Origin of the sequence: Casimicrobium huifangae (assembly GCF_009746125.1) — a bacterium.
Classification (GTDB): Bacteria; Pseudomonadota; Gammaproteobacteria; order Burkholderiales; family Casimicrobiaceae; genus Casimicrobium; species Casimicrobium huifangae.
In genome coordinates this window covers 3853006-3879085 of sequence record NZ_CP041352.1, presented here as the reverse complement: position 1 = coordinate 3879085, position 26080 = coordinate 3853006, and the positions used below count along the sequence as shown (strand labels likewise).

Here is a 26080-nt window from a genome sequence, read left to right as displayed (position 1 = left end):
GACGAGTGACCACAGGTGAATGACGGCAAAGCGCGTTATGCCATACGCCATTCGACGCGAGTCACCACCTTACTGAATGCTCTTTGCGATCTGCCAGCCCTGTTCGGCGATCGGTCGTGCTGATTTGCCCATTGCCACCGCCTGCGCGCTCGCAGCCGTGCCATCGACGACGCGCTTCATGATGCCCTGCAGGATGCCGGCGAGGCGGAACATGTTGTAGGCGAGGTAGAACTCGAAATTGGGGATGCCATCCGGGCGCCCGGTGCGTCCGCAGTAGCGTGCGGTGTATTGCTGCAGCGACGGGATGCCGGTGCCGGCAAGATCGACCCCCGCCATGCCGCGGCCGCTGCCTGGCGGCAGCACCCAGGTCATGCAGTGATAGGCAAAGTCCGCCAGCGGGTGCCCCAGCGTCGAAAGCTCCCAGTCAAGCACCGCCAGAATGCGCGGCTCGGTCGGGTGAAAGATCACATTGTCGAGGCGATAGTCGCCGTGCACGATGCTGGTTTCTTCACCTGCCGGAATGTGCGCTGGCAACCACTCGATCAGTGCGTCCATCGCGGCGATCGATTCGGTCTCGGAGGCCCGGTACTGCTTGGTCCAGCGGGCAATCTGGCGCGACAGGTAACCCTCGTGGCGACCATAATCGGCAAGCCCCGCAGCAGTGAAGTCGACGCGATGCAGCGCGGCCATCACCCGGTTCATTTCGTCGAAGATGGCGGTGCGCTGCGGAGGCGTCATGCCCGGCAACTGCGGCTCCCAGAGCACACGGCCATCGACAAAATCCATCACGTAGAACGCGCGACCGATGACTGACTCGTCCTCGCACAATGTGTGCATGGTGGCGACTGGTACCTCGCTGCCAGCCAGCCCGCGCATCACGCGAAATTCACGATCAATGGCGTGTGCCGAAGGCAGCAGTTTCGCCGCCGGGCCGGGCTTGGAGCGCATCACGTAGGTCTTGCCGGGTGTGATGAGCTTGAAGGTCGGATTCGATTGACCGCCCTTGAACTGCTCGACGCTCAGCGGACCAGCGAAGCCCTCGACGTGCTCGCGCAGATAGGCCTCCAGCGCAGCAACGTCGAAGCGATGCTGTTCGGCCACCGGTCGCGTGCCCGTGAACAATTCCGACCGACTGACTGTGTCCGACACCTGCATCCTCCTGATCCGTGTCTGTTTTTGATGCTAAGGCAGGCGAATGGAGCGTTCGCTCAACTTGCCGCACTGATGTTGCTAGCTGTCGAACCCCGGAAAGCGGCGCTGCAGCCGCCGCAATACGCCAGGCCACGACAACTGCCCGCCCTGCCCGCGGGTGACCTGGCGGGACTGCGCCGCCGCGTTGTCGATGATCGCCTGCGGAATCGGAATCAGCTCACCGCCCGCCTGTGCGCGGACCTGAATCGTGCAGGCCGCCTCGAAGATGTACATCAACTGGAAGGCGTCGGGGATCGTCGGCGCCACCGTCAGCAGGCCGTGATTGCGCAGCATGAAGAAATTCTTGGCGCCGAGATCCGCGACCAGCCGCGGTTTCTCGTCGTCCATCAGCGCGACGCCCTCGTAGCTGTGATAGGCGAGATTGGCCAGCACAAAGATGGACTGTTGCGAGATCGGCAGCACCCCGCCCTTTTGCGCACTCACGGCCACCCCGTTCAGGCTGTGCGTATGCAGCACGCATTTGGCATCGTCGCGGGCGGTATGAATTGCACTGTGAATGACGAAGCCAGCGGGATTGATGGGGTGCGGATTGTCGTCGAGCTTGTTGCCTGCGAGATCAATCTTGACCAGTGACGAGGCAGTGATTTCCTCGAACATGAAGCCATAGGGATTGATCAGGAAGTGATGCCCCTCGCCGGGAATTTTCGCGGTGATGTGGGTGAACACCAGATCGTCCCAGCCCATCATCGCCACCGCGCGATAACAGGCTGCGAGGTCAACGCGGGTCTGCCATTCCTCGGCCGAGACGCTGGCTTTCACCTTGTCGCCATTCCATTCGCTCATCACCGTCCTCCATCCTTCTTGTGCGGCTGCTACTGCCGGCTCGCGGCAGTAGCAGCCATGTAGGCGCGCACGATATCGTCAAAATCGTCGTCCGCAGTCATCCCCAGCGCCCGCCCGCGGTCGGCGGCAAACGCCTGCGGCCACGACGATACCAGCCGGTCAATCGCTGGATCAAGTTGCCACGACACGCGCCCTGCAACTGCGTCTCCGGCCACGCGGCGCAACGACGCCACCATATCACCCACCGCGACCGAAATGCCAGGCACGCTGATGCTGCGGTCAAAGCCGAATGCGGTAGCCGGAGCGTCATGGCCGATCAGCAGGTTCTCGATCACTCGCGGCGGGCTCTGTACCCACATGCGTGTTGCTGGCACCACCGGGCAGACGGCATCGACGCCGGCGAGCGGTTCGCGAATGATGCCGCTGGCGAAGCTCGACGCCGCCTTGTTCGGCTTGCCTGGGCGCACCGTGATGGTGGGCAGCCGCAAAGCGCGGCCATCAATCATGCCGCGCCGCGACATATCGCTGACCAGCAGCTCTCCCATCGCCTTTTGGGCGCCATACGAACCCTGTGGCGTCAGGCGCTGATCATCCGGCAGCACGGCGGGCAGGTTGCCGCCGAACACGGCGATCGAGCTGGTGAACACAAATTTGGGTGGCTCGGGCAGCGCGCGGGTGAGCTCAAGCAGCGTTCGCGTGGCGTCGACGTTGACCCGCATGCCGATATCGAAATCCGCCTCGGCCTGACCGCTGACCACTGCTGCCAGATGAAAAATGCTGCCGGTTGCAGCTGTCAACGCGCGGGCTAGCACGGCGCGATCGGCAATATCACCCACCACCTGCGACACACGACTGTCGGCAAGCCAGGGTTCGTCCTGCGCGGCGGTCATGTCCACCAGAACCAGTTCGCTGACTTCACGCAGCACGCCGTGAGCATCATTTAATTGCCCGCGCGACAGTATTTTCTGCGCCAGCAATTTGCCCAGGAAACCGGCACCACCGGTAATGACGACGCGCATTGCAGAACCGTTCAAAGCGTAAGGAGCGATCTGCCGATTCTAGAATCGACGGATGATCGCATCTGCCATCCATATCAATGAACAGATCGCCGACCGGCTGGCGAGCGACGGCTGGTATGTCGGCGAGTCGATCTTTGACGCGGCGTTAGGTGCACGCCTGCGAGATCGCGCTCACGAGCTGGCGCGGCGGGGCGCCCTGCAACCCGCGCGCATTGGCCGCAGCACGGCTGCGCAGGGCCAGACGGACCTCCGCCGCGACGACACCCTGTGGCTTGCTGATGCTCCGGAAGACGCGGCAGAACGGGACGCGCTGGTGGCGGTCCACGCCCTGCGAACGACACTCAATACATCGCTATACATCGGCGCGCGATCAGCGGAACTGCACTTTGCACGCTACGCGCCGGGCGCTTTCTACCGCACGCATCGCGATCGCTTTCGCGATGACGACGCCCGGATGATTACGTTGGTGTTCTATCTGAACGATGACTGGAGCGCCGGTGCTGGTGGCGAGCTGGTGCTTTATGAGCGCGACGACAGCGGAGCGGTGCTCGCCCGCGTGCCGCCGCGCGCCGGAACGATGGTGTGTTTTCGCAGTGAACTGTTCCCGCACGAGGTGCTGCCGGCAGCGCAGCAGCGCTTTTCGCTTACCGGCTGGCTGCGACGTGATGAACGGATGACGGTATGAGAGTGCTGGTGCAGCGGGTGTCCGCAGCGAACGTCGTGGTTAATGGCGCCACTACCGGCGCCATTGGCAATGGGTTGTTGCTGTTGGTTGGCGTGACGCATGACGATAGTGAGGCCATCGAGGACCGCATGGCCGACAAGATCGTCAAGTTGCGCATTTTCAGCGACGACGCGGGACTGATGAACCGCAGCGTGCTGGACGTCGGCGGCGAAATTCTCGCGGTCAGCCAGTTCACGCTGTACGCCGACGCCCGCAAGGGCAACCGGCCGAGCTACACCGACGCCGCGCGCCCGGAGCAGGCGTCACCGGCCTTCGACCGCTTTGTCGGCAAGCTCGCCGCGCGTCTTGGCAAGCCGGTACCGACGGGAATCTTCGGCGCCGACATGAAGGTCAGCCTGACCAACGATGGCCCAGTGACCATCTGGCTGGATTCGGCGGTGCTGTGATGAACGCCGTCACCACCACGCTGGATCACATCGTCGTAGCCGCACGGTCGCTGGATGAAGGGCGAGCGTGGTGCCGCGAGACGCTGGGGGTCGAAGCCAGCGGAGGCGGCAAGCACGACGGCCTTGCTACGCACAATACCTTGCTCAGGTTGGGAGCGCCTGACGAACGGCGCTACCTCGAAATCATCGCCATTGATGCCGATGCCGGCGCGCCCCGGTTTCCGCGCTGGTTCGGTCTGGACAGCGCCGCGGTGCAGCGGGAGATCGCGCACGGTCCTCGGCTCGTGGCGTGGGTTGCGCGTTGCGCCGGGGCACCCGACGCCATCGAGCGGTTCGCAGCGACACCTGGCTACGCAGCCAACGTAGTGCGACCGGCGTCGCGCGGCGACTTCCGCTGGCGCTTCGCGTTCACGCCGGACGGCGAGCGCATCGCCGGTGGCGTGTTGCCGCACCTCATTCAATGGGACGTTGCCGCCCATCCGGCCGAGCGATTGCCTGACAGCAGTGTGAGACTTTCATCCCTGCTACTGGGGGCGCCCGACCCCGACGCGGCTCTGGACATGCTCGGCCTGCTCGCGCTTGACGACGGTTTCGTTCATGTCGGGCAGAGCGCCACGCCGCATCTGGTGGCGACGCTGACCACGCCGAACGGCATCGTGATCCTGGACTGACAGACCGAGCGGACCCTGGGGCACCGGGGTGTCATCGGCGCGGCAACGGCCCGCGTTATGCTTCGCGCCACTTTGGTGCCGGAACCCCCGAATGAAATCTCTTCTGTTTGGCCTCGCTGCGCTGTGCGGTGCTCTTGCGATGCCGGTCGCGCAGGCGCAGCAACTCAATATCCTGTGCTCGACCGAGGCGGACTGGTGCGAGAGCAAGGCCCGTGAATTCTCGGTGGCGACCGGTATCAAGGTCAGCATGGTGCGCAAGGCAACCGGCGAGGTGTACGCGCAGATCAAGGCCGAAGCAGCCAATCCCAAGGCGGACGTCTGGTATGGCGGCACCCATGATCCGCACCTGCAGGCCGCCAACGAAGGTCTGCTGCAGCCGTACGTCAGCGCCAACATGAAGGAGCAGTACCCGTGGTCAGCGGATTTGCTGGCCAAGAGCGGCAATCAGGTCGCCGGCATTTACCGGATCACCCTGGGCTTCGGCTACAACCGTGAGCTGCTGGCGAAAAAGAACCAGAAGCCGCCCGCCTGCTGGAGCGATCTGGTGAAGCCGGAGTACGTCGGCGAGATTGAGACCTCCAGCCCGGCTACCAGCGGCACCGCTTACACCATCCTCGCAACCGTTGTGCAACTGATGGGTGAGGATCGCGCGTTTGACTACTTGCGTGCGCTCCACAAGAACGTGAACCGCTACACCACCAGCGGCACCGCGCAGCGGCAGAGCGTGTCGCGCGGTGAATCGCTGATTGGGGTGACCTTTCTCGACGAGTTCATCCCGGAGCAACACGTAGGCGCACCGGTCGAAACTGTGCTGCCCTGCGAGGGCACCGGTTACAGCGTCGGCGCGATGAGCATCGCGAAAGGTGCCCGCAATCTGGCCGAGGCGAAAAAGTTCTACGACTGGGCACTGACCGCCGAGGCACAGACTATCCGTGACCAGACCAAGGTAATCGCCATTCCGTCGAACCGCAGCGCCTATGCGCCAGAGCCAGTCAAGGCGCTGGAAAAGGCGAAGCTGATCAATTACGACTTCGTGAAGTATGGCTCCAGCGCCGAGCGCAAGCGGCTCATCGACAGATGGGATCGTGAGGTTCGCAGCGCGCCGCGTTGATGCCTGCAGGCGAGCGTCCTGCCCGCTGCCGGACTATCAGGGCGTTCCCCGTATCCAGGCTGGCGTGATTTTCGCTATCCTCGACATTTGCATTTTCAGTTCCCCGTCTTTCGTACCTTTTTGCAGTAAAGAGAATTCCATGAAAAAGACAATCACCGCGTTGGCCCCTCTGGTTCTTGGCCTGATGGCGGCACCCTCGTTCGCACAACAGGTCAATGCCTATTGCTCCACCAATCAGTCGTGGTGCGAAATGGCAGCGACCGAGTTCACCAAGGCGACTGGCGTCAAGGTCGTACAAACCCACCTTGGCACCGGCGAAGCGCTGGCGCGCCTGAAGGCGGAGGCGAGCAATCCGAAGACCGACATCTGGTGGGGCGGCACCGGTGACCCGTTTCTCGCCGCCGCCGAGCAGGGCCTGCTGGAACCGTATCGCCCGGCGTACCTCAAGGACCTCTACGACTGGAGCGTGCGCCAGTACGACATGAGCGGCAACATGGTGGGCGGCTTCTACACCAGCTTCATTGGCATCGGTTACAACGAAGAAGTGCTGACCAAGGCGAAGCTGCCGGTGCCGAAGTGCTGGGCTGATCTGGCCGATCCGAAGTACAAGGGCCACGTTGAAATGGCGAACCCGGGCTCCTCGGGCGGTGCCTACACCATCGTTGCCGGACTTGTGCAGCAGATGGGCGAAGACAAGGCCTTCGACTACATGAAGAAGCTGCACAAGAACATTACGCAGTACACCAAGAGCTCGCAGGCGCAGGCGAAGAACGTCGCTCGCGGCGAGGCCACGATTGGTATCTCGTTCCTGTTTGGTTTTGAGGAAGAGCGTCAGGCTGGTTTCAAGGCGGTGAAGTCGTTCGCGCCGTGTGAAGGCACCTCCTACGAAGTAGGCGGCATCGCGCTGATCAAGGGCTCGCGCAATGGCGACAACGCGAAGAAGTTTTACGACTGGCTGATGGGCCCGGTGGGGCAGGGCATCGGCGCCAAGGCGAATTCGCTGCAGAACCCGGCCAACAAGACGTTCAAGCAGGACGCCAAGATCCCGACGATGGATGGCGTGAAACTGATCAACTACGACTTCAAGAAATACGGCGCCTCGACCGAGCGCAAGCGCATTCTTGAAAAGTGGGAAAAAGAAGTGAATTCGCTGCCGCGCTAGTCGCCTCTGGATCACTTTCGGGTGATCAGCTTTTCGCTAGAAGCCCCATTTCGATGGGGCTTTTTCATTGTTTTGACGATAGTCGACTTATTGCCGATACGGCGTCGTAGCCCAATTTGAATAGGCATCTCGCAAGAAAGCTGTTGCTTGCCTGCACGGTGACCGTTTCGTGGTCCATCGCGGACGGTGCATCCGGCATCAGCGCTCGGCTCGCCTGGCTCGCAACAGCAGTCCCGCCGCAATGAACGACGTTGAGGCGCTGACCATGAAGGCGGTTGTCGATCCAGCGTGGCTCCAGAGCCATCCAAAAAGCGCCGAGGCTGGCAGCAGCATCACGCCGCTGACCAGATGGAACCACCCGAACGCCGTGCCCAGCTGTGCCTGTGGTGCCAGCTCCGCGATCAGCGCCTTTTCCGCGCCCTCGGTGGCGGCGATGAAGATGGCGTAACCCACGAACAGTGCGATGGTGGTCCCGACGCGGGACGGCAGCAGGCCGAACGCGGCAAACAGCAGGGCGTAAACCACCCACGCGCCGCACAGCAGGGAGCGGCGGTCCACACGATCAGACAGCGCCGACAGCGGCGTCGACAGCAGCATCGCCAGTGCCGAGAACCCAGCCCACAACAGGGGAATCTGGGTATCGGTAAAACCGGTCTCTTTGGCCCGGAGCAACAAAAACATATTGCTCGCCTGCGACAGCGTGAACACCCCGAGCGCAACGAGGTAGCGTTTCAATGGTGCCGGCAGACTCTGCCACTGCCAGTCGATTTTGCCGTTGCCGACTGCCAGCCCCTCGGGCTCTCGCAGCATCGCCACCAGCAGCACACTCAGCACGCCGGGCACGATGGTCCACAGGATCACTTCACGCACACTCCAGCCGGCAGCGAGCAGGGCGGCAGCAGCAAGCGGCCCTGCCACGGCACCGGCGTGATCCATGCTGCGGTGCAGACCGTAGGCGAGGCCACGGCGGTCAGCCGGTACGGCGGCGGCCAGCAGTGCGTCGCGCGGACTGGTGCGTAGCCCCTTGCCGATCCGGTCGCCCATCCGCAACAGCAGCACCACCGGCGTTGAACTGGCCAGCGCGATCAACGGCCGCGACAGCGCAGGCAACGTATAGCCAATGATCAACCAGCCCTTGGCCCGTTGCGAACGATCATAGAAATAGCCCGACACCAGTTTCATCAGGGCTGCCGTGGCGTTGGCCGCGCCTTCGATGATCCCCAGCGCCTGCGCACCGACGGCGAAGGTGGCGGCGAAGAAAAGCGGCAGCAATGGATAAATGGCATCGCTGGCCGCATCGTTGAGAAAGCTCACCGCCCCGAGAAACCAGACCGTGCGGGGCAATTTCAAGGCGACGTTCAGCATGGCACCGATAATAGCGGCCCATGCGTGCGCTTTTTCGCTCCAGTGATCAACCGATGCGGGTTTCCGGCGCCTGGGTATTGCTCGCCTGCCTGCTGGTCGGCTGGGCCTATGTGCGCACGGCGGCGGTGACCGAGGATGCCTTCATCACCTTCCGCGTCATCGACAACGCATTGCACGGTCATGGGCTGGTATGGAACGTTGGCGAACGGGTACAGCCGTACACGCATCCGCTATGGGCACTACTGCTGCTGGCCGTCAGCGCTGTCAGCGGCGAAATCTTCCACACGTCGCTTGGCTTGTCGCTCGCGCTGACCCTCGCGACGGTGGCGCTGGTCGTGCGCCATGCCAAAGGGCGATTGATTGCACTGTGGGCGCTGCTGGCGCTCCTGTTCTCGGAAGCCTTCATCGAATATTCCAGCGCAGCGCTGGAGAACGCACTGGCGCACGCACTGGTGGCAGCGATGGTGGTGGCGTGGCGTCGCTTCCCGCTGACCGACCGCCACGTCTGGATCACTGCGCTGTGCGGCGGTCTGCTGGTCATCACCCGGCACGACTTTGCGGTGCTGGTGGCTCCTGCGATGCTGTCGCTTTTCCTGCGTGCGTCGGGGCGCGCACGCTGGGCAGTGCTGTTCGCTGGTGCCGGCCCGCTGGTCGCCTGGAGTGCCTTCTCGCTGGTTTACTACGGTAGCCCGTGGCCAAACAGCGCGTATGCCAAGCTCAACAACGGCCTCTCGATGGCAGAGTCGTTCGCCGCGGCCGCGCCCTACTTTCGCGACCTTGTGAAGTACGACGCTGTCACTGCGCTGGTCATCGTTGTCGCTGCTCTGCGCGGGCTGCTGCACGGCTCTTGGCAAATGCGGCCGCTGGCGCTGGGGCTCGCGTTGTACATGCTGTATCTGGGTAGCGCTGGCGGTGACTACATGGGCGGGCGACTGTTCTCTGCGCCGTTTGTACTCGCCGTTGCCATGCTCGCAATGAATGTGCGGCTGCGCTGGTGGTGGACCGCACCGCTGTGGTTCGCGCTGACCATTGGCCTCGGCCTCCACCGCGGCTGGATGGTGTGGAACGTGCATCCGCATGCCGAGACACGCAAGCTGAGCCAGCACGCCTGGATGTATCCGGCCACCGGGTGGTTGTCACCACAGCGAACTGCTGACTTCCACGATATGCCCTGGGGCAAACAGGGCTTGACTGCTCGCAGCGAGCAGCACGCAGTCGTCGCGAAGTGTGCGGTGGGACTCTACGGCTTTAACGCCGGGCCGGGTGTCTACATTGTTGACCCATTGGCCATCGCCGATGGCTTTCTGTCGCGCTTGCCGTCGAAAAAGCCGGCTTATCCCGGCCACTACGAACGGGCGTTGCCCGAGGGCTATGTCGAAACCATCGTGTCGGGCAAGAATTCGCTGCGCGACCCGGCGCTGGCCGAGCTCTACGATCAGATGCGATTGCTCCAGCGGGCACCGCTGTTGGCGCCGGTACGTTGGCAGGCGATCTGGGCGATGAACACGGGCGGTGATCGCCGCCTGGCCGTGCAGGCACACTATGACCCGAACAAAACCTGGACGCCCGGCTTACCTGACTCGTCTGCCGCTTCCGCGCAGCCGTTGTCCTGTATGGGGCAACTCGACCCGCTGCTGACCGTGCGGCTGAAGTAGGCGCTGCGGCGGCGATTGCAGAAGTCAGTTCTGTGAAGTGCGCGGCGGCTCCGGGGCTGACTCGCGTTTCGGCATCGGCTTTGGTGGTGGTGCTTGCTCGACGACGGCAGGCTTCGGCTGCGCCGGGCGTTGCTCAGCGTGAGGCGCTACCGGTGTAGGTGGGGCTGACGGCGGTTGCAACGCGGGGGTTGGCGTGACGCGGCGCTCGTTGCGCTCGACGGCTCTCGGTGCTGGAGCCGGTTGCTCAACGACCGCTGGGCGCTGCATCGTGCCGCGGTCTTTCGGCATCGGGATGCCGGGCTCGCGCAGGGCCGGGTTCGGCGACACCTGCCCTGGCGGCACGCCGTACTGTTGCTGCGGCACCGGGCGCGGTTGTGCCGGCTGGACCTGCGGCGACGGCATCACCCCCGGCCGTCCTGCCACCGGATTGGGATCCTGTCGCACGGGCGGCTGCACCACGTTGCTATTTGGCACCACAGGTGCCCGTTCGCGGACACCGCCACTGGCCGGAAAGCGATTGATTTCTCCCGGTCGGACCGACGGCGCGGGCGCCGATCCCTGCACCGACGGCGGCAGGCCACGAACGATGTCCGGCGCGGCGCTTCGCGAAGGCGCAAACTGCGGCACGACTTCCCCGATGCGGGCCGGTGGTGCGTTGCGAACGACTCCTTCCGCAAGATTGCGGACGTAGGTCTGGGCAACCGGCCGCCCCGACACGAAGGCGGCACTCGGGACTGCTGTCACAGCGCCCGGAATTGCTGCGTGGACGTAAGTGCGCGGGCGCCACGGTTCCTCCGCCACGTTGCGCACGTAAGGGCGATTGACTTGCCGCCAATAGTTCGGCGAGTAGGTGTACCACGGAACGTAGGGCTCGTTCCAGCCGAGCGGCACCCAGGAGAACGTCGGACCAACGCTGGCGTTCACACTCCAGCCGTTACCGCCAAAGAAGGTAACCAGCGCTGGCGCATAGACCGGGCGACCCGAGTATTCGCCCGGACACCAGCCCCAACGCCCGCCGATGCGTACCCAGCGCCCATAGTGTGCCGGTGCGAAACCCCAAGGTGCGTCGTCAACCCAGGTCCAGCCCCACGGCTGCACCCACGCCCAGCGGCCGAAGCGATAGGGCGCCCAGTTCGCGGCGACGGTCGTGGGATACCAGACACGGCCGTATTCGTAGGTTGTCGTCCACGAGCCGTAATCGTCGAGGTCGCGCAGGCCGATCAGCCAGGGGTTGCTATAGCTGCCATAGCGACTTTCCCAGCGGTCGATGCGGCGGTCGCGCGTATTGGCCCATGCTTCGAAACCGCCGGGCAGTCCCGGTGGGTAGCTGTCGTAGCGAACACCAATACCATCAAGAACCACGGTTTCACCACGATTGACCACCTGCGGCGCACCGCCCGCTACCACTTCGGCGCGGCCGCGGCGCACAGTCAGCGCACCGGGAGAGCCTGGCGCGTAACCGGCGCCCGCACTGACCACGTAAAAGCCGGGTTCCAGCAACGCCAGCTCCCCTTGTGGCAGCAGCACTCGCGTGGCGTCTCCAGATTCCATCGCGCGAACACGCACGATCATGGCGCCCTGCGTCAGCCGGGCGACGACCGCAAAATCGTCGAATTGTTCGAAATAAACATTGGCGCCACCAGCCAGCCAGAACTGCAGGCCGCCAACGTCAAGCTCGGCGCGGCCACCGTCACTGACCCACAAGTTGTCCCCGGCTGTCACCGCGAAATTGCGGGAAATGGGATGCCAGTCCTCGCGCTCGTTGGCGAGCTGTACATCACCTGTGTACTCACCAAGTCGGGCGACGCGACCTGGCGCATCGGCCCAGGCGGTATTGCCGGCAGAAAGCAGTGCCAAGCAGGCAAAGATGATTGCAAGAAGGCGACCAGCCATCGATGCGGTGCCGACTGAGGGTGTCCGGGACAAAGTGTGAAGATTCAGCATTGCAATGGGACCTTCCTGGCAGGGAGGCGATATTTCGCGCCATAGGGGTGACGCGGATAAGCCCGCCTAAGATTAACGTGGTGGAAGTGCCCCAAGTTGACGCTCCCCGTCGACGGGGGCTCGACCCGGCCCGGCCGCCGGCCAACTGACAGTGACGGCAGCTGCAATTTGCTGTACATTAAAACAGTTGTTTTCGTAAGCTGTCTTGCGCCGCCGTGTCACTCGCCATCACCTACAGTCGCGCTCTCGCGGGCCTGCACGCCGAGCTGGTCACCGTTGAGGTGCATCTGGCCAACGGTTTGCCCGCGTTCAATCTGGTCGGACTGCCCGACGTCGAGGTCCGCGAGGCCCGGGATCGGGTACGCGCTGCGATTCAGACTGCTGGTTTCGAATTCCCGATGCGCAAACTGACGGTCAACCTCGCACCGGCCGAGTTCCCGAAAGAATCAGGTCGGTTTGATTTGCCGATTGCCATCGGCATTCTGGTAGCGAGCGGCCAGCTTCCGGCGGAGCGGTTGAAAGGCCTCGAATTTGCCGGTGAGCTCGGCCTCAACGGCGATCTTCGCGTGGTGCGAGGCGCCCTGGCGATGGCGATGGCGGCCGCCCGTGATGAACACACACTTGTGTTGCCGAAAGCCTCTGCGGCCGAGGCTGCGCGCGTGCGCAGCGCACAGGTTCTGGCGGCCAATACCCTACTCGAAGTTGCCGCGTTCATCGCCGGGCGTCATACCCTGGATAGCCCGGAAGAATCGGCGCAGATTGAGCCGCCCCGCTACCCCGACCTGCTCGACGTCAAGGGGCAGACGCAAGCCAAGCGGGCACTGGAGATTGCGGCTGCTGGCCGGCACAGCCTGCTGATGACCGGGCCGCCTGGTACCGGCAAGAGCATGTTGGCGCAACGGCTCCCCGGTATCCTGCCACCAATGGCCGAAGGCGAAGCCATCGAGAGTGCCGCGTTACTTTCGCTGGTCGGTAAATTCAAGCCGGAAATGTTCGGTACCCGGCAGGTGCGGGCGCCGCACCATACTGCCAGTGCAGTGGCGCTGGTCGGGGGTGGCAGCGACCCGCGTCCTGGCGAAATTTCACTCGCCCACCACGGCGTGCTGTTTCTCGATGAAGTGGTGGAATTCGATCGCCGGGTACTTGAGGTACTGCGCGAGCCACTGGAAAGTCGCGCAATCAATATTTCCCGGGCGTCGCGGCAGGTGACGTTTCCGAGTCACTTTCAGTTGATCGCCGCCATGAACCCCTGCCCGGACGGCTATCTGGGCGCCAACCTCGCGGCGCGCCCCTGCCGTTGCACGCCCGATCAGATCGCCCGTTATCGCGGCAAACTGTCCGGGCCGCTGCTTGACCGAATTGACCTGCAGATTACGGTGCCGGCACTGGCGTCGGAATCGTTGCGGGCCGCACCGGACGGGGAACCTTCGGCCGCCGTGCGACAGCGGGTGGTCGCCGCCAGTGAGCGCCAACTCGCCCGACAAGGCAAGACGAATGCTGATCTTTCGCCCGTCGATATTGATCAGCATTGCGCACTGGACGAGCATGGTGAGCAACTGATGCGGCAGGCCGCCGCGAGAATGGGGTTGTCCGCGCGTGCGCAGCACCGCATTTGCCGGGTCGCCCGGACGGTGGCGGATCTGGCCGGCGCTGAGCGGATTGGCGTTGCCCATCTGGCTGAAGCCATCGGCTACCGGCGTATGGAAAGCTGATCCGCAAGCTGTCAGGCAGCCTGCGGAATGCGAGCCTTCGCTATGGGGCGGTGGGAAGGGTTTGCGCAGACGCGATGTCAGGCGGCGCAAGCCAGTGGTCAAACACGGCTGCGCACTCCTTCATGCCAAGCCCGGTATGCGCCGAGAACAGGACAACCGAGTCGCTCTCGGCGACCACGTCTCCCGCTTCGCCGCGGAAGGCGTTGCGCGCTTTCATGCGTTCGCTCTGCGTCAGCTTGTCGGCCTTGTTCAGCAGCCACAGCACAGGCGGACGCAGGCGCCCTAGCTCGCCCAGCCAGCGCACAAACTGGACATCCAGATCAGTTGGTGCCCTGCGTACATCGAGCACCAGCACGACGCCAGCGAGGACGTCCCGCTCGCGAAAATACTGTTCGATGACGCCTGTCCACACTCGTTGCTTGTCACGCGGCGTGCGCGCAAAACCGTAGCCGGGCAGGTCCACCAGGTAGCCGCCTGCGCGCAGCGGGAAGAAGTTCAGTTCCCGCGTCCGGCCCGGCATCTTGCTGGCGTAAGCCAGGCGGGTTTGCCCTGCCAGGCGGTTAATTGAACTCGACTTGCCGGCGTTGGAGCGGCCGGCGAAGGCGATCTCTGGCCCGCTCGGTGATGGCAAACCTTCCCGGTCGACCACGGACTTTTCAAATGTAGCCCCCGCGAATTGCGGGATCCGTTCCAGCCGGGCCTCGGCTGCAAGCGGTGTTCGCTTGGGCGGCGCGCGCTTTGCGTCGTTCATGGCAGCCTCGCAAAGCTATAATTTTAGGTTGTCAGGCGCTGTCGGCTAAGCCCTTTGTTGCTTTGCTGCCGGGAGCCCCCATCACTGTTCCTCTTTCATCGGCCATGATCTCAATTCGCCGCACCACCGCCTCCGCACTCCTGTTCGCTGTTGTTGCCATGATGGCGCTGCCCTCGGCAGCTGAAGCCGAAAAGAAAGGCGACCGCAAACCCGATGCAACCAAGGGTCAGGCTCTGGCCGGCGTCTGTGCCGGGTGCCACGGCGCTGACGGGATCAGCCCGGTGCCTACCCAACCGAACCTGGCTGGCATGAGCGGCACCTATATCGCCAAGCAATTGCAGCACTTCAAGACCGGGCAGCGCGACAACGCGATCATGAAAGGCTTCGCCGCCAATCTGAGCGCTGACGACATGAAGGACCTCGGCGCCTACTTCGCAGCCAAGCCGACTCGTCCCATTGGCACCAAGGACGAGAAGCTGGCGAAAACGGCTGAAAAGCTTTACCGTGCAGGCGACGCTGCGCGCGGCATCCCGGCCTGTTCGGGTTGCCACTCGCCCACCGGTGCCGGCATCCCGGCACAGTATCCGCGTATCGGCGGTCAGCATGCTGAGTACACGCTGGCACAACTCACCAGTTTCCGCACCGGCAAGCGTGGTGGTGCGACCAAGGAAGATCCCAACAGCAACGGCAAGCTGATGGCGAGCATCGCCGCCAAACTGACCGACGCCGAAGTGAAGGCGTTGTCGGAATACACCGCTGGACTCAAGGCCAACTGAGCACCTGCGAAATGAGTGCCGAACAAGGCCCGGACGACGTCAAAGTCTCCGGGCTTTTTTCTTATCCGGTCAAGGGCTGCCGCGCGGTGGAGCATGCCGCAGCCGGACTGCTGACCAGTGGCTTGCGCAACGATCGCGAATGGATGCTGGTGGATTGCCGACGCAGTCCAGCGCAATTCCTGTCGCAGCGAGAGCTGCCAGCGATGGCGACAATTGCCGCAGAAGTCAGGGTGCAGGACGGGGCTGAGGTGCTGGTGCTATCGGTACCAGGCCAGGGGCCGCTTGTTGTTTCAATGCCGCAGGAACTGCAACGCATCGAGGTGCGCGTCTGGAATCATGAGACGCAAGCAATGGATGCTGGTGACGCCGCAGCGGAATGGTGTGCACACGTAACCGGCTTCGGGGTCGGACAAGTGCGGCTGGTTCGCTTCGACGCATCGCTGCGGCGCGATTGCAATCGCGTTTACGCAGGAGACAGCGGTGCACACACGTTCTTTGCGGACGGTTACCCGGTTCTCGTCGCCAGCGAAAGCTCGCTGGCCGACCTGAATCAACGCATGGGACGGACCGAAGGCAATTTGCTGCCAATGAATCGCTTCCGCCCCAACATTGTGTTGTCCGGGCTTCCTGCGTGGGACGAGGACCACATCGACACGATTGGCATCGGCTCGGCGACTTTGCGGCTGGTCAAGCCTTGTGTCCGCTGCCAGGTGACGACCACGGATCAGCATAGCGGCGCAAGATTGTCGGACGAACCGCTCGTCACGTTGGCGAGGTTCCGCAATAACCCGGATCTGGGCGGAGTTACGTTCGGCTGGAACGCAATCGTCCTTCAGGCTGGGTTGATTGCGAGCGGCGACGCGGTGGCGGTTGAATATCGCTTTTAGCTGCTGAGGCTACCGCTGTCGCTACCGCCACTGCGGACCCGGGCGACGAATCGCCCGAGCCCGGCTGCACTAGGGTTTAGCGCAGAACGCAACGCCCTCGCCGGCCCAACCTTGGTCGGAAACCATGTAACTGTACATCGACGAATTGACCAGATAGCGGTGATTGCCGTCGTCCGTTGCGCCACGGAACGCGCGGTAGATTGGTTGCTCGCTACTCAGGCACGATGCCGACGAACCGGTGCCAATCGGTGCTGCGACGTAAGAGTCGATGCCTTCGTTGCAGAAGTAGGTGTTCGGCACGCCTGCACAGCCCGAAGAAAAACGTTCCTTGCCCGTCGAGGTAATCAGCGCCCGATCCGAGTTCAGCGCTGTGTAGAAGTGCGTACCGCGGGTGCCATTTTTCGCCGCGCCGGGAATGAAGTAGCGGGTGATGGACGAAGTCTGGCTGGACGATGCCGGATCGGTCTTGAACCAGTATCCGGTGCGATACCAAAGCGGATTGCTGAGCGAGTCAGTAATGCTGTCGAGTACCGTTTTTTCGCTCTCGCGTGACGAGATGAAGTAGAAGTTGAACTGCGGATTGAAATATTCAACCATGCTCGCCTGGGCGGACGTAGTCGTCGGAATGATCGCTGCCGGGGCGAGATAGGGCGACAGCCGCGTGAACAACAGGTCCATCCGGGAGAAGCGGTCGATACCGCTCAGGTTGCTGCACGATGCCGCCCCGCCTTCCAGACCGCCACGCAATTCGTAGTAGGCACCGCTGGCGTTGTAAGTAAACACGCCCGAGCCACTGGAGCCTCCCTCGGTAGTGCCGTTGACCCAGCGCACTGTGATGAAGCTGTCCTTGTTCGCCTGAAAGCGTGGCGTGCTGCCGTACGCTTGCGGACCTTGGGCATACCCCTGCATGCTGCCTTGCGAGAATTTCTTCAGGTCGCCACTCGGATGATGAATGCCGACTACCGTCGTGCCGGTCGGTATCACCGACGCATTCCAGCCAGCACGTACAGTGCCGGCGGGAGGAGCAAGACGCAGGCGCAGCAAGGTGCCATCCATTGTCGGTTCCGTCATCATCAGATCGGCACCGCCGGTAAGCAGCTGGTACGGCGGAGTTGCCAGACTATCGCAGGCGACCGCGTCGAAGAACCAGTAGGTATTGAGGGTCGAGGCTGCTGCCTGACTGCTGATGCAGTGCGCCGCCGTGTAGAAGTAGTTGGCACCCGATGACGAATTGATCAACGTGCCAGTGCAGAGGTAGGTGCTGGCGCCCTCATTGAAAACCATCTTGGCCGTTGCTTTGGCAATGTTCAGTAACGCCGCACTCGGATTTGACACGCAGGCGACGTCGATATTGCAGGAGTCGGAGTCACCAATCTGCAATACCTTGGTCTTTTGCCCAAAGTCACGCGCCGCCACAGTAAGGTGCGAGAGAGTCTCCAGTTGCAATCCAAACTGCGAGACGTCGAAGCCCCGTTTGACATGCACCTCGATCGTTCCCTGGCTACCTTCAAGCACGGGTGACCAGCTCAGTCCCGAATCGGCAGTGGCCCCGGCGAGATAGACCTCGTCGCGATCACTGCCCGCGAATCGGATCGCCACACCGTCTGCGGGGCCGCTGACGCGGTATCCAATGCGCATCCCGGCTGCGCCAGTTGCTAACACGGTCACCTTTGCTGCTTTGCCGCCGTCAGCAGTGGATGCCCATGACAGTGAACCAAGCGGAACCGTCTGGGCACTTTCGGCGATGCCGCGTGGGAAGCCGACCTGTACGGGCTTTGCGCGTTCTGCGTCAACTGCAGCGGACTTTGCGGAAGTCAGTTGCTGCGCGTCAAATGGCAACGCGTCGACACGATACGCAGTTCCCGCTGAGCTGACGAATCGCTCCGCAGCTATCGCCTTTTCGGCGGTCACTTCAACCGGGGGCATGCTTCGTACCGAGTCCAGCACAAAGCCACCTGCGAGTGCTGCCGAGCTCGCGCCAAGCAAACAGAGTGAAACGATTCGCTGAATCATGATCAACTTTTCTCCATTAATGAAACTACGTGTCTGCCGGGCGCAACGTCGACAACTCTGCGACCAGGACCGACAATTTACGCCGGTCATCCCCGCGCGGCAAGGCAGCGCCGCAATCCGTCTCGCCATTCCGGAGGATTCCATCCGAATGTCGCCGCGAAGCGACTGCCGTTGAGTGCGCTGAATGCTGGCCGCTTTGCTGCTGTCGGATAGTCAGACGTAGAAATTGCCTCGACCGTGACACGCTCAGCCATCGCCGCACCTCGAATGATCGCGCGGGCGAACTCACACCAGTTGGTCGTCCCCGTCGCGCTCAAGTGGTAGAGCCCTGCCAGCTTCGACAGTTCAGCACGTGGCCGGTTAATCGCGATGGCAACGGCATCGGCGAGATCGGCGGTGTAGTTGGGAACGCCCCATTGATCGGCGACTACACGGAGCGTTGGGCGCTCCGCTGCAAGTCGCAGCATGGTCTTGTAAAAGTTGCCGCCATCGTTGCCATAGACCCAGCTCAGCCGCAGGATGAGATGGTCTGCCCCGCTGTCGATCACCGCACGTTCGCCAGCCAGCTTGCTGGCGCCATAGACGGATTGCGGCGCCACGCGGTCGGATTCGACATAAGGCTGACCTGCGGCACCGTCAAAGACATAGTCTGTCGAAAAATGAACCAGCGTCGCACCTGCATCACGACATGCTGATGCAAGATTGCCCGCACCTGCAGCATTGACTGCAAACGCCGCATCCCGTTCCGATTCGGCACGATCAACCGCCGTGTAAGCTGCGCAATTGAGCACCAGATCGGGCCTGGTGTCAGCAATAGCCTGTGCGCAGCGTTCCCGATTCGTGATGTCGAAATCGCCACGACCAGGAGCCAGCAGCTGATGTGCACCGGCGAGACGACGCGCCAGCGCCAGTCCTAGCTGGCCGTGGGCGCCAGCGATGAGAATTTTCATGGGTTTGGGTCTGGCCGACTGCTGATCATGCGTACGTTTGCGCCTTCGCAAACGGCAGGCCAGCGGCGTCCTTGGCGTTCACCAGCGGATCGGCAACGGGCCATTTCACGCCAAGCGCGGGGTCGTTCCAGAGAATCGTTCGTTCATGTTGCGGTGCGTAGTAGTCGGTCACCTTGTACAGAAAAACCGCGTGGTCACCTGTCACTACGAAACCGTGCGCGCAGCCAGCAGGCACCCAAAGCATGCGCTGGTTCTCGGCATTCAAATCAACGGTCGTCCACTGGGCAAATGTGGGCGACGATCGACGCAGGTCCACCACCACATCACACACTGCACCCGACACCACCCGCACCAGCTTGCCCTGAGCCTGCTCGATCTGATAGTGCAGACCGCGCAGTACCTTTGCCTTTGAGTAGCTCTGGTTGTCCTGCACGAAGTTCACCATCGCGCCAGTGGCGTTGCGGAATTTCTGCAGGTTGAATGTCTCGAAAAAGTAGCCACGATCATCGGCGAATACTTGCGGCTCAATCGCCAGCACGCCGGAGAGATTGGTCCTGACGACCTTCATCAAAACACCTGTTCTTTCAGTACGTCGAGCAGATACTTGCCGTAGCCACTCTTGGCCAGCGGTTGCGCCAGCCGCTCCAGTTGCGCTGCATCGATGAAGCCCTGCCGATAAGCCACTTCCTCGGGGCAGCAGACTTTTAGCCCCTGGCGCCGTTCGATGGTTTGCACGAATTGCGCCGCTTCCAGCAGTGAGTCATGGGTGCCAGTATCCAGCCACGCCATGCCGCGCCCCATGATCTCGACGCTCAGCGTGCCGTCGTCGAGGTACAGGCGGTTGAGGTCGGTAATTTCCAGCTCGCCGCGGGCCGAGGGCTTGAGGTTCGCGGCCCGCTCCACCACGCTGTTGTCGTAGAAATAGATCCCGGTCACGGCATAGCGGGACTTGGGCTGCTTCGGCTTTTCTTCCAGGCTGATCGCTCGCCCGCCGGCGTCGAATTCGACCACACCGTAGCGCTCTGGGTCGCTGACCGGGTAGGCGAATACCGTGGCGCCGCTTTGCCGGGTATGGGCATGCTCCAGCAGTTGCTGCAATTCGTGGCCGTAGAAAACGTTGTCGCCCAGCACCAATGCCGCGTGGTCATCGCCAATGAAGTCGCGGCCGATGATGAAGGCCTGCGCAAGCCCATCCGGCGAGGGCTGCACCGCATATTGCAGATTCAGGCCCCACTGGCTGCCGTCACCCAGCAGATCGCGGAAGCGCGGCGTGTCCTGCGGCGTTGAGATGATCAGGATGTCACGCAGCCCGGCCAGCATCAGCGCGGACAGCGGGTAATAGATCATCGGCTTGTCGTAGATCGGCATCAACTGCTTGGACACCGCCTGCGTCACCGGATGCAGCCGCGTACCGGCGCCGCCGGCGAGAATGATGCCCTTGCGACGAGGGCTAGTCGGATTCGTCATTCGTCACTCATCATTGGTTAACTCGCTGCCCATCAGCCGCGAGCAACGTAATTCTTCTCAACCCACTGCTTGTACTCGCCCGACTGCACGTCGGCCACCCATGCGGCGTTATCGAGATACCAGCGCACGGTCTTTTCGAGACCAGTGGCGAAGCTCTCGGTTGGCCGCCAGCCCAGTTCACGCTCCAGTTTGGAGAAGTCGATGGCGTAACGGCGATCATGTCCCGGCCGGTCGGCAACATAGGTGATCTGCTGCTCGTAGTCGCGCCCCGGTACGTACTGGCCCATCAGGCGGCAGATGGTTTTCACCACATCGAGATTGGGTTTCTCGGCGTCGCCTCCGATCAGGTAAAGCTCGCCTGGACGCCCTGCCTCAAGCACGCGGCGGATAGCACTGCAATGGTCGCCCACGTACAGCCAGTCACGGATCTGCTGGCCGTCGCCGTACACCGGCAGCGGCTTGCCGGCGTGGGCGTTGACGATCATCAGCGGAATCAGCTTTTCCGGAAACTGCCGTGGGCCGTAGTTGTTCGAGCAATTGGTCACCAGTACCGGCATGCCATAGGTGTGGAAGTAGGCCCGAGCCAGATGGTCCGAGCCCGCCTTCGATGCGCTATAGGGGCTGTTGGGCTGGTACTGCGAAGTTTCGGTGAACTTGCCGTCGCCCGGCCCGAGTGAACCGAACACTTCGTCGGTGGAGACATGCAGAAAGCGGAACTTCGTCGCCTGCTCTCCGGTAAGGGCTTTCCAGTAATTTCGGCTCGCCTCCAGCAGCGTACCGGTTCCGATCACATTGGTCTGCATGAACGCCATCGGGCCGTGGATGGAGCGATCGACATGGCTCTCGGCGGCGAAGTGCACCACCGCACGCGGCTGGTACTTCGCCAGAATCGCGTCAATCGCCGCGCGGTCGCAAATATCGGCACGCTCAAAGGTGTAGCGGCTGTCGCCATCAAGGCTGGCGAGCGTCTTCGGGTTGGCAGCGTAAGTGAGCACGTCGACGTTGACGACAGGCTCGTCGTGCAGCGCCAGCCAGTCGAGAATGAAGTTGCTGCCGATGAATCCGCAGCCGCCGGTGACCAGAATCATGTTTTGCCGTTCGCGGTATGTTGCACTGCGATTTTAGGGAAAGCCTGTCGTCGCACCGTTTCCAGGCGAAGCCGATGACTCTGGCAGGCCATAATCTCCTGCCATGCCCCTCTGGTTCCGTCTTTTCTACAGCGCGCTATGGCGGCTGGTCTTGCCCTTTGCGCTGCTGCGGCTTTGGTGGAAAGGCCGGCTGAATCCGGGCTATCGCCAGCATTGGCGCGAGCGGTTGGGACGGGCGCAGCCTGTTGGGCCGTTCGACGTGTGGATTCATGCAGTTTCGGTTGGTGAGGCCCGCGCAGTGCTGCCGGTCGTACGCGCACTGCAGTTGCGCGGGCAGCGACTGCTGATCACCTGCACAACACCTACCGGGCGGGCGACGCTGCAATCGCTGCTTGGCCAGCAAACCGGCGTCGGCACTGCAATCTGCTACCTGCCGTTTGACGCACCATGGCTTTTGCAGCGCTTTTTTGCGTCGGCGCGGCCGAAACTGGGCCTGCTGGTCGAAACCGAGCTGTGGCCCGGTGTTTGCGACGTTGCCAGTCGTTCGGGCGTGAAACTCTGGCTGATCAACGCGCGGTTGTCACAGCGTTCCGCCGCTGGCTATGCGAAAGGCGGTGAACTGACGCGACGCATGCTCGGCCTGCTTGCCGGCATTGCAGCGCAATCCCAAGCGCATGGCGAGCGCTTTCGTGCCCTTGGCGGCGGCAACGTTCACGTCACCGGCAACATCAAGTTCGATCTCGATGTTCCTGCTGATATCAACGAACAGGGCCGCGGCCTGGCGCAATTGCTCTCGCATGGGCGACCGTTCTGGGTGGCCGGCTCGACGCGGGAAGGCGAGGAGACCCTGCTGCTGCAGGTGCTGGCGACTCATCCGCTTCGCCAGCAGGCGGTTGCCGTGATCGTGCCACGTCATCCGGAACGGTGGGACAGCACCGTGGCACTTGCCCGCGAGCTTGGCTTTCGCGTTGCTCGTCGCAGCGCAGTGGAGGTTGACGCCAACGCCGAGGTCGTCGTTGGCGACAGCATGGGCGAAATGCTGGCCTACTATGCAGAAGCCGTTGCCGTGGTGATGGGGGGAACGCTGGCTGGCACCGGCGGACAGAACCTGATCGAGCCTTGCGCGCTCGGCGTGCCGGTCATCCTTGGACCTTCGGTGTTCAATTTCCAGCAGGCTGCCGACGAGGCATTGGCGGCCGGTGCCGCGTTGGCAGTAAACGACGCACCCGCCGCACTCGATGCTGTTGCTGCCTTGCTGGATGAGCCGCAGGCGCGCGCACAGGCAGCCGATGCGGCCCGCCAGTTCGTCGCTGCGCACCGTGGCGCCACCGCCCGTACCCTGGCCCTGCTGCAACTCACGCCGTAGACACGGCTTCGGCCAGCGCTGCCACTCCTTCCGCGATCAGATGCGTCGGAATCGCCGAGATCCCCATGCGCAGGTACTCTCCCGGTGGTGTGCCGCCGAAGAAGCCACCGCCAGGCTCGGCGACAATGTCAGCATCGCGCGCACGCGCCACCACATACTCCGCCGTCAAGCCTTCCGGCAGCCGCACCCATAGCGAGGAACCAGCGCCCTCCGGGCTCTCGATGTGCCACGTCGGCAACGATTTCGCCAGCGCTTCGCGCAACAGCTTCAGTCGCACCTGATAGGCGTGGCCCAGCCGGCGTTGCAGCGATTCAAAGTGCCCCTGCGCGAGGAAGAGTGCCAGCGCGCGTTCGTTGTTGCTTGCCACATGCCGCAGCATCAGGCGACGCAGGCGGCGCAGCGCCACAATCGCCTCGCGCGGTGCCACCACGTAACCAAGCCTGAGCCCAGGCGCCAGTGTCTTCGACAGGCTGCCCACATAGAAGACGCGGCCGTTCATGTCGATACTTTTCATGGCCGGACACGTGTCATGGCCGGACCCGAGCTGTGGCTCGTAGTCGTCCTCGACGATCAGGCCGTCACACTCGGTCGCCCACGACAGCAGGGCACGCTGCCGCTCGCCGCTCATGCGGGCACCGCTTGGGCAATGGTGCGATGGCGTCACTACCACCACATCGGGCGCCGACGCGGGATCGACGCCGATGGCGGTCAGACGCATGCCCTCCGCGTCCACCGGTTGCGGCAGCAGGCTCGCCCCGGTCATCGCAAAGATGGCACGCACATCGGGGTAGCAGGGCTCCTCCACCGCAATCCGCCGCCCTTGTCCGCCGAGCAACTGGCCGATCAGATACAGCGCTTGCTGGGCGCCGACCGTCACCAGAATCTCGTCCGCAGCAGCCCATACGCCGCGCCGTGGCAGCACCCGGGTGCGCAATTGTTCGATCAGATCGCGATCATCCTGGTCGCCACGATCCACCGTCCAGGTCTCGACGCTTTCCTGCTTGGTCGCGCGTTCGACGCATTCCCGCCAGTCGGCCAGCGGGAACAGCCGGGCATCGATCTGACCATAGACAAAGGGGTAGCGATAGCGGTACCAGTCCTGCGGATTGCGTACCGGGCAATACGGTACGTCAAGCGAGCGGAAGTGACGGGCCCAGTCGGGTGGTGGCAGTAATGAGAGCTGGTCACTCTCGTGAAACTCTGGCCGCTTCTGCGCGAACGTGGCGGTTACGAAAAAGCCGCGCCGCTCACGCGACTCGATGGCGCCTTCGATCTGCAGCCGTTCGTAGGCAATCGCCACAGTGGCACGCGCCACGCCCAGCTCGGACGCCAGCTCCCGTGTTGAGGGCAGCGGGGCATCCAGTGGAATGGCCCGCTCCAGTACGGCGCGGCGCAGCATCCCGGCGATACGCTGTTGCAGCGTCTCGGTAGGATCGCTCAGGGCAAACCGGGTTTGCCACAACTGGCCTAATCGCTGTCGCATAACTGGCTCTATTGTCGCGCCTGGCGCTTGCCTACCCTGTCGACTGTTCCGACTGCCGACCGTTTTGCGTCAAGGATGCCAACCATGGGCCACGCTGACCCCCATCTTAATACCGTCACCACCGCCAGCGCCTTTGCGCAGGACGCCCACGCGCTTGACAACTACTGGATGCCGTTCTCGCCTAACAAGGAGTTCAAGGCGGAGCCGCGGATGTTCGTCAAGGGCGAAGGCATGTATTTGTGGACGGCCGACGGCCGCAAACTGCTGGATGCTTCGTCCGGCCTGTTCTGCGTCGCCGCCGGTCACTGCCGGCCGGAAATCGCCGAAGCTGTCTACCAGCAGTTGACCACGCTCGACTATTCGATGCCCTTCACGCGCGGCCATCCGCTTGGTTTCCAGCTCGCCCGTGAGGTGGCCGAATTCACGCCGAAAGGGCTCGACCGGGTTTTCTTTGTCTGTTCCGGGTCGGAATCGATCGACAGCGCGATGAAGATGGCGCTGGCCTATCACCGTGCCCGTGGGCAGGGTCACCGCCAGCTCTTCATCAGTCGCGAGCGGGCGTATCACGGCGTCAACATGGGCGGCGTGGCGCTGGCCGGCATGATCAACAACCGCAAGGCGTTCGGCGTAGGTTTGCCGGGCGTCTATCACATGCGGCATACGGCGCTGCCGCAGAACAAATTCGTCAAGGGCCAACCCGAACACGGGGCCGACTTGGCTGACGATCTGCAGCGCTACTGCGCGCTGTACGGCGGCGAAAACATCGCCGCAGTGTTTGTGGAACCCACTGCCGGATCGTTCGGCTGCCTGCCACCGCCCAAGGGCTATCTCGACCGCCTGCGCGCAATCTGCGACCAGCACGGCATCCTGCTGGTGTTCGACGAGGTGATCACCGGCTGGGGCCGCATGGGCGCCAACTTCGCTGCGCAGGCGTTTGGCGTGACGCCCGACCTGATGACGATGGCGAAGGCCATCACCAATGGCGCACAGCCGCTGGGCGCGGTGGCTGCCCGCACCGATATCTACGACACCATCACCAACGCCGGCCCGGCGAAGGGCATCGAGTTCTTCCACGGCTACACCTACAGCGCGCACCCCGCGTGTGCAGCGGCGGGTCTCGCCATGATGAACATTTTCCGCAAGGAGAAACTGGTCGAGCGGGCGGCGCAGATGTCGCCGTATTTCATCGATGCCATGTTCTCGCTGTCCGACTTGCCGGTAGTGGTCGACATCCGCGCCGTCGGCATGCTGGCAGCGGTGGAAGTGGCGGTGGACGGTACGCCCGGTGCGCGTGGCCACGAGATGCAGAAGCGCCTGTTTGATGCGGGCGTCAACATCAAGAGCACCGGCGACAACCTGATCATCGCGCCACCCTTCATCAGCGAGAAATCACACATCGACCACGTCGTCTCGGTCATGCGCGACGTGCTGGCCAAGGCATGAGGCATTGGCGGTTCCGGAAAGTGCGTAGTGCGCTGCGATTCATATCGTTAGCCGAATAAATTGGTGGCCGGCGGCGGTAGCGTCGGCTACA

23 protein-coding genes are annotated in these 26080 nt (G+C 63.0%); 11 read left to right on the top strand and 12 right to left on the bottom strand.

The genetic code is table 11. The features are described from left to right. Positions 1-69: 69 nt before the first annotated feature. From FKL89_RS17525 to denD, 3 genes are all read right to left on the bottom strand, one after another. Complete coding sequence (locus FKL89_RS17525) at positions 70-1149, bottom strand: phosphotransferase (RefSeq protein WP_238363408.1); 1080 nt, start codon at positions 1147-1149, stop codon at positions 70-72. Between the two features lie 81 nt (positions 1150-1230). Next, entirely contained in the window at positions 1231-1995 is a 765-nt protein-coding gene (locus FKL89_RS17520; RefSeq protein ID WP_156864022.1) for a class II aldolase/adducin family protein, read from the bottom strand. A gap of 29 nt (positions 1996-2024) precedes the next feature. Next, on the bottom strand, positions 2025-3014 hold the full coding sequence (denD, locus tag FKL89_RS17515; RefSeq protein WP_156864021.1) for a D-erythronate dehydrogenase: 990 nt from the start codon (positions 3012-3014) through the stop codon (positions 2025-2027). 52 nt (positions 3015-3066) lie between these two features. On the opposite strand from denD, the gene FKL89_RS17510 reads away from it, so the two are divergent. The 5 genes from FKL89_RS17510 (at position 3067) to FKL89_RS17490 (ending at position 7089) form a co-directional block, all read left to right on the top strand. Next, positions 3067-3699, top strand: coding sequence for a 2OG-Fe(II) oxygenase (locus FKL89_RS17510; RefSeq protein ID WP_156864020.1), 633 nt, complete (start codon positions 3067-3069; stop codon positions 3697-3699). Next, positions 3696-4145: a D-aminoacyl-tRNA deacylase gene (gene dtd / locus FKL89_RS17505; protein WP_156864019.1), complete on the top strand. Its 450-nt coding sequence runs from the start codon at positions 3696-3698 to the stop codon at positions 4143-4145. Before FKL89_RS17510 ends, dtd begins: the two co-directional genes overlap by 4 nt. Next, entirely contained in the window at positions 4145-4816 is a 672-nt protein-coding gene (locus FKL89_RS17500) for a VOC family protein (protein ID WP_156864018.1), read from the top strand. Before dtd ends, FKL89_RS17500 begins: the two co-directional genes overlap by 1 nt. Before the next feature lie 91 nt (positions 4817-4907). Continuing rightward, positions 4908-5927, top strand: a complete 1020-nt coding sequence (locus FKL89_RS17495) for an ABC transporter substrate-binding protein (protein WP_156864017.1) — start codon at positions 4908-4910, stop codon at positions 5925-5927. Between the two features lie 139 nt (positions 5928-6066). Continuing rightward, positions 6067-7089, top strand: coding sequence for an ABC transporter substrate-binding protein (locus FKL89_RS17490; RefSeq protein WP_156864016.1), 1023 nt, complete (start codon positions 6067-6069; stop codon positions 7087-7089). 198 nt (positions 7090-7287) lie between these two features. On the opposite strand, the gene FKL89_RS17485 is transcribed toward FKL89_RS17490, so the two are convergent. Further along, the gene (locus FKL89_RS17485; RefSeq protein WP_156864015.1) at positions 7288-8454 is read right to left on the bottom strand and encodes an MFS transporter; all 1167 of its coding nucleotides are present in this window, start codon (positions 8452-8454) and stop codon (positions 7288-7290) included. Positions 8455-8474: 20 nt separating this feature from the next. On the opposite strand from FKL89_RS17485, the gene FKL89_RS17480 reads away from it, so the two are divergent. Further along, positions 8475-10109, top strand: coding sequence for a hypothetical protein (locus tag FKL89_RS17480; protein WP_156864014.1), 1635 nt, complete (start codon positions 8475-8477; stop codon positions 10107-10109). A 24-nt stretch (positions 10110-10133) separates the two neighbouring features. Here the strand turns inward: FKL89_RS17480 and FKL89_RS17475 are convergent, their stop codons facing one another. Then, positions 10134-11966, bottom strand: coding sequence for a DUF6600 domain-containing protein (locus FKL89_RS17475; RefSeq protein WP_156864013.1), 1833 nt, complete (start codon positions 11964-11966; stop codon positions 10134-10136). Positions 11967-12268: 302 nt separating this feature from the next. Here FKL89_RS17475 and FKL89_RS17470 point away from each other — a divergent pair, with 302 nt between their 5' ends. Next, positions 12269-13765, top strand: a complete 1497-nt coding sequence (locus tag FKL89_RS17470) for a YifB family Mg chelatase-like AAA ATPase (protein ID WP_156864012.1) — start codon at positions 12269-12271, stop codon at positions 13763-13765. A 40-nt stretch (positions 13766-13805) separates the two neighbouring features. Here FKL89_RS17470 and yihA read toward each other — a convergent pair whose 3' ends face one another. Beyond that, positions 13806-14516 carry a ribosome biogenesis GTP-binding protein YihA/YsxC gene (yihA, locus tag FKL89_RS17465; RefSeq protein WP_156864011.1) on the bottom strand — a complete coding sequence of 237 codons (711 nt, stop codon included), beginning with the start codon at positions 14514-14516 and terminating at the stop codon, positions 13806-13808. 104 nt (positions 14517-14620) lie between these two features. On the opposite strand from yihA, the gene FKL89_RS17460 reads away from it, so the two are divergent. Beyond that, positions 14621-15292, top strand: coding sequence for a c-type cytochrome (locus FKL89_RS17460; RefSeq protein ID WP_156864010.1), 672 nt, complete (start codon positions 14621-14623; stop codon positions 15290-15292). 11 nt (positions 15293-15303) lie between these two features. Next, positions 15304-16179, top strand: a complete 876-nt coding sequence (locus FKL89_RS17455) for an MOSC domain-containing protein (protein ID WP_156864009.1) — start codon at positions 15304-15306, stop codon at positions 16177-16179. A 69-nt stretch (positions 16180-16248) separates the two neighbouring features. On the opposite strand, the gene FKL89_RS17450 is transcribed toward FKL89_RS17455, so the two are convergent. The 5 genes from FKL89_RS17450 to rfbB form a co-directional block, all read right to left on the bottom strand. Continuing rightward, the gene (locus tag FKL89_RS17450) at positions 16249-18192 is read right to left on the bottom strand and encodes a trypsin-like serine peptidase (protein ID WP_156864008.1); all 1944 of its coding nucleotides are present in this window, start codon (positions 18190-18192) and stop codon (positions 16249-16251) included. 86 nt (positions 18193-18278) lie between these two features. Further along, positions 18279-19142, bottom strand: coding sequence for a dTDP-4-dehydrorhamnose reductase (gene rfbD / locus FKL89_RS17445; protein WP_156864007.1), 864 nt, complete (start codon positions 19140-19142; stop codon positions 18279-18281). A 25-nt stretch (positions 19143-19167) separates the two neighbouring features. Continuing rightward, a complete protein-coding gene (gene rfbC, locus FKL89_RS17440) occupies positions 19168-19710 on the bottom strand; it encodes a dTDP-4-dehydrorhamnose 3,5-epimerase (protein WP_156864006.1) in 543 nt (180 codons plus the stop codon). Then, positions 19710-20609: a glucose-1-phosphate thymidylyltransferase RfbA gene (gene rfbA / locus FKL89_RS17435; RefSeq protein ID WP_156864005.1), complete on the bottom strand. Its 900-nt coding sequence runs from the start codon at positions 20607-20609 to the stop codon at positions 19710-19712. Before rfbA ends, rfbC begins: the two co-directional genes overlap by 1 nt. Before the next feature lie 32 nt (positions 20610-20641). Then, positions 20642-21697 carry a dTDP-glucose 4,6-dehydratase gene (rfbB, locus tag FKL89_RS17430; protein ID WP_156864004.1) on the bottom strand — a complete coding sequence of 352 codons (1056 nt, stop codon included), beginning with the start codon at positions 21695-21697 and terminating at the stop codon, positions 20642-20644. A 103-nt stretch (positions 21698-21800) separates the two neighbouring features. Here rfbB and FKL89_RS17425 point away from each other — a divergent pair, with 103 nt between their 5' ends. Beyond that, entirely contained in the window at positions 21801-23063 is a 1263-nt protein-coding gene (locus tag FKL89_RS17425; RefSeq protein ID WP_156864003.1) for a 3-deoxy-D-manno-octulosonic acid transferase, read from the top strand. On the opposite strand, the gene FKL89_RS17420 is transcribed toward FKL89_RS17425, so the two are convergent. After that, positions 23053-24546, bottom strand: coding sequence for an aminotransferase-like domain-containing protein (locus FKL89_RS17420; RefSeq protein WP_156864002.1), 1494 nt, complete (start codon positions 24544-24546; stop codon positions 23053-23055). The two genes, FKL89_RS17425 and FKL89_RS17420, sit on opposite strands and share 11 nt — an antisense overlap. A gap of 84 nt (positions 24547-24630) precedes the next feature. Here FKL89_RS17420 and aptA point away from each other — a divergent pair, with 84 nt between their 5' ends. Further along, positions 24631-25989, top strand: coding sequence for an omega-aminotransferase AptA (gene aptA, locus FKL89_RS17415; protein WP_156864001.1), 1359 nt, complete (start codon positions 24631-24633; stop codon positions 25987-25989). Positions 25990-26080: the final 91 nt, after the last annotated feature.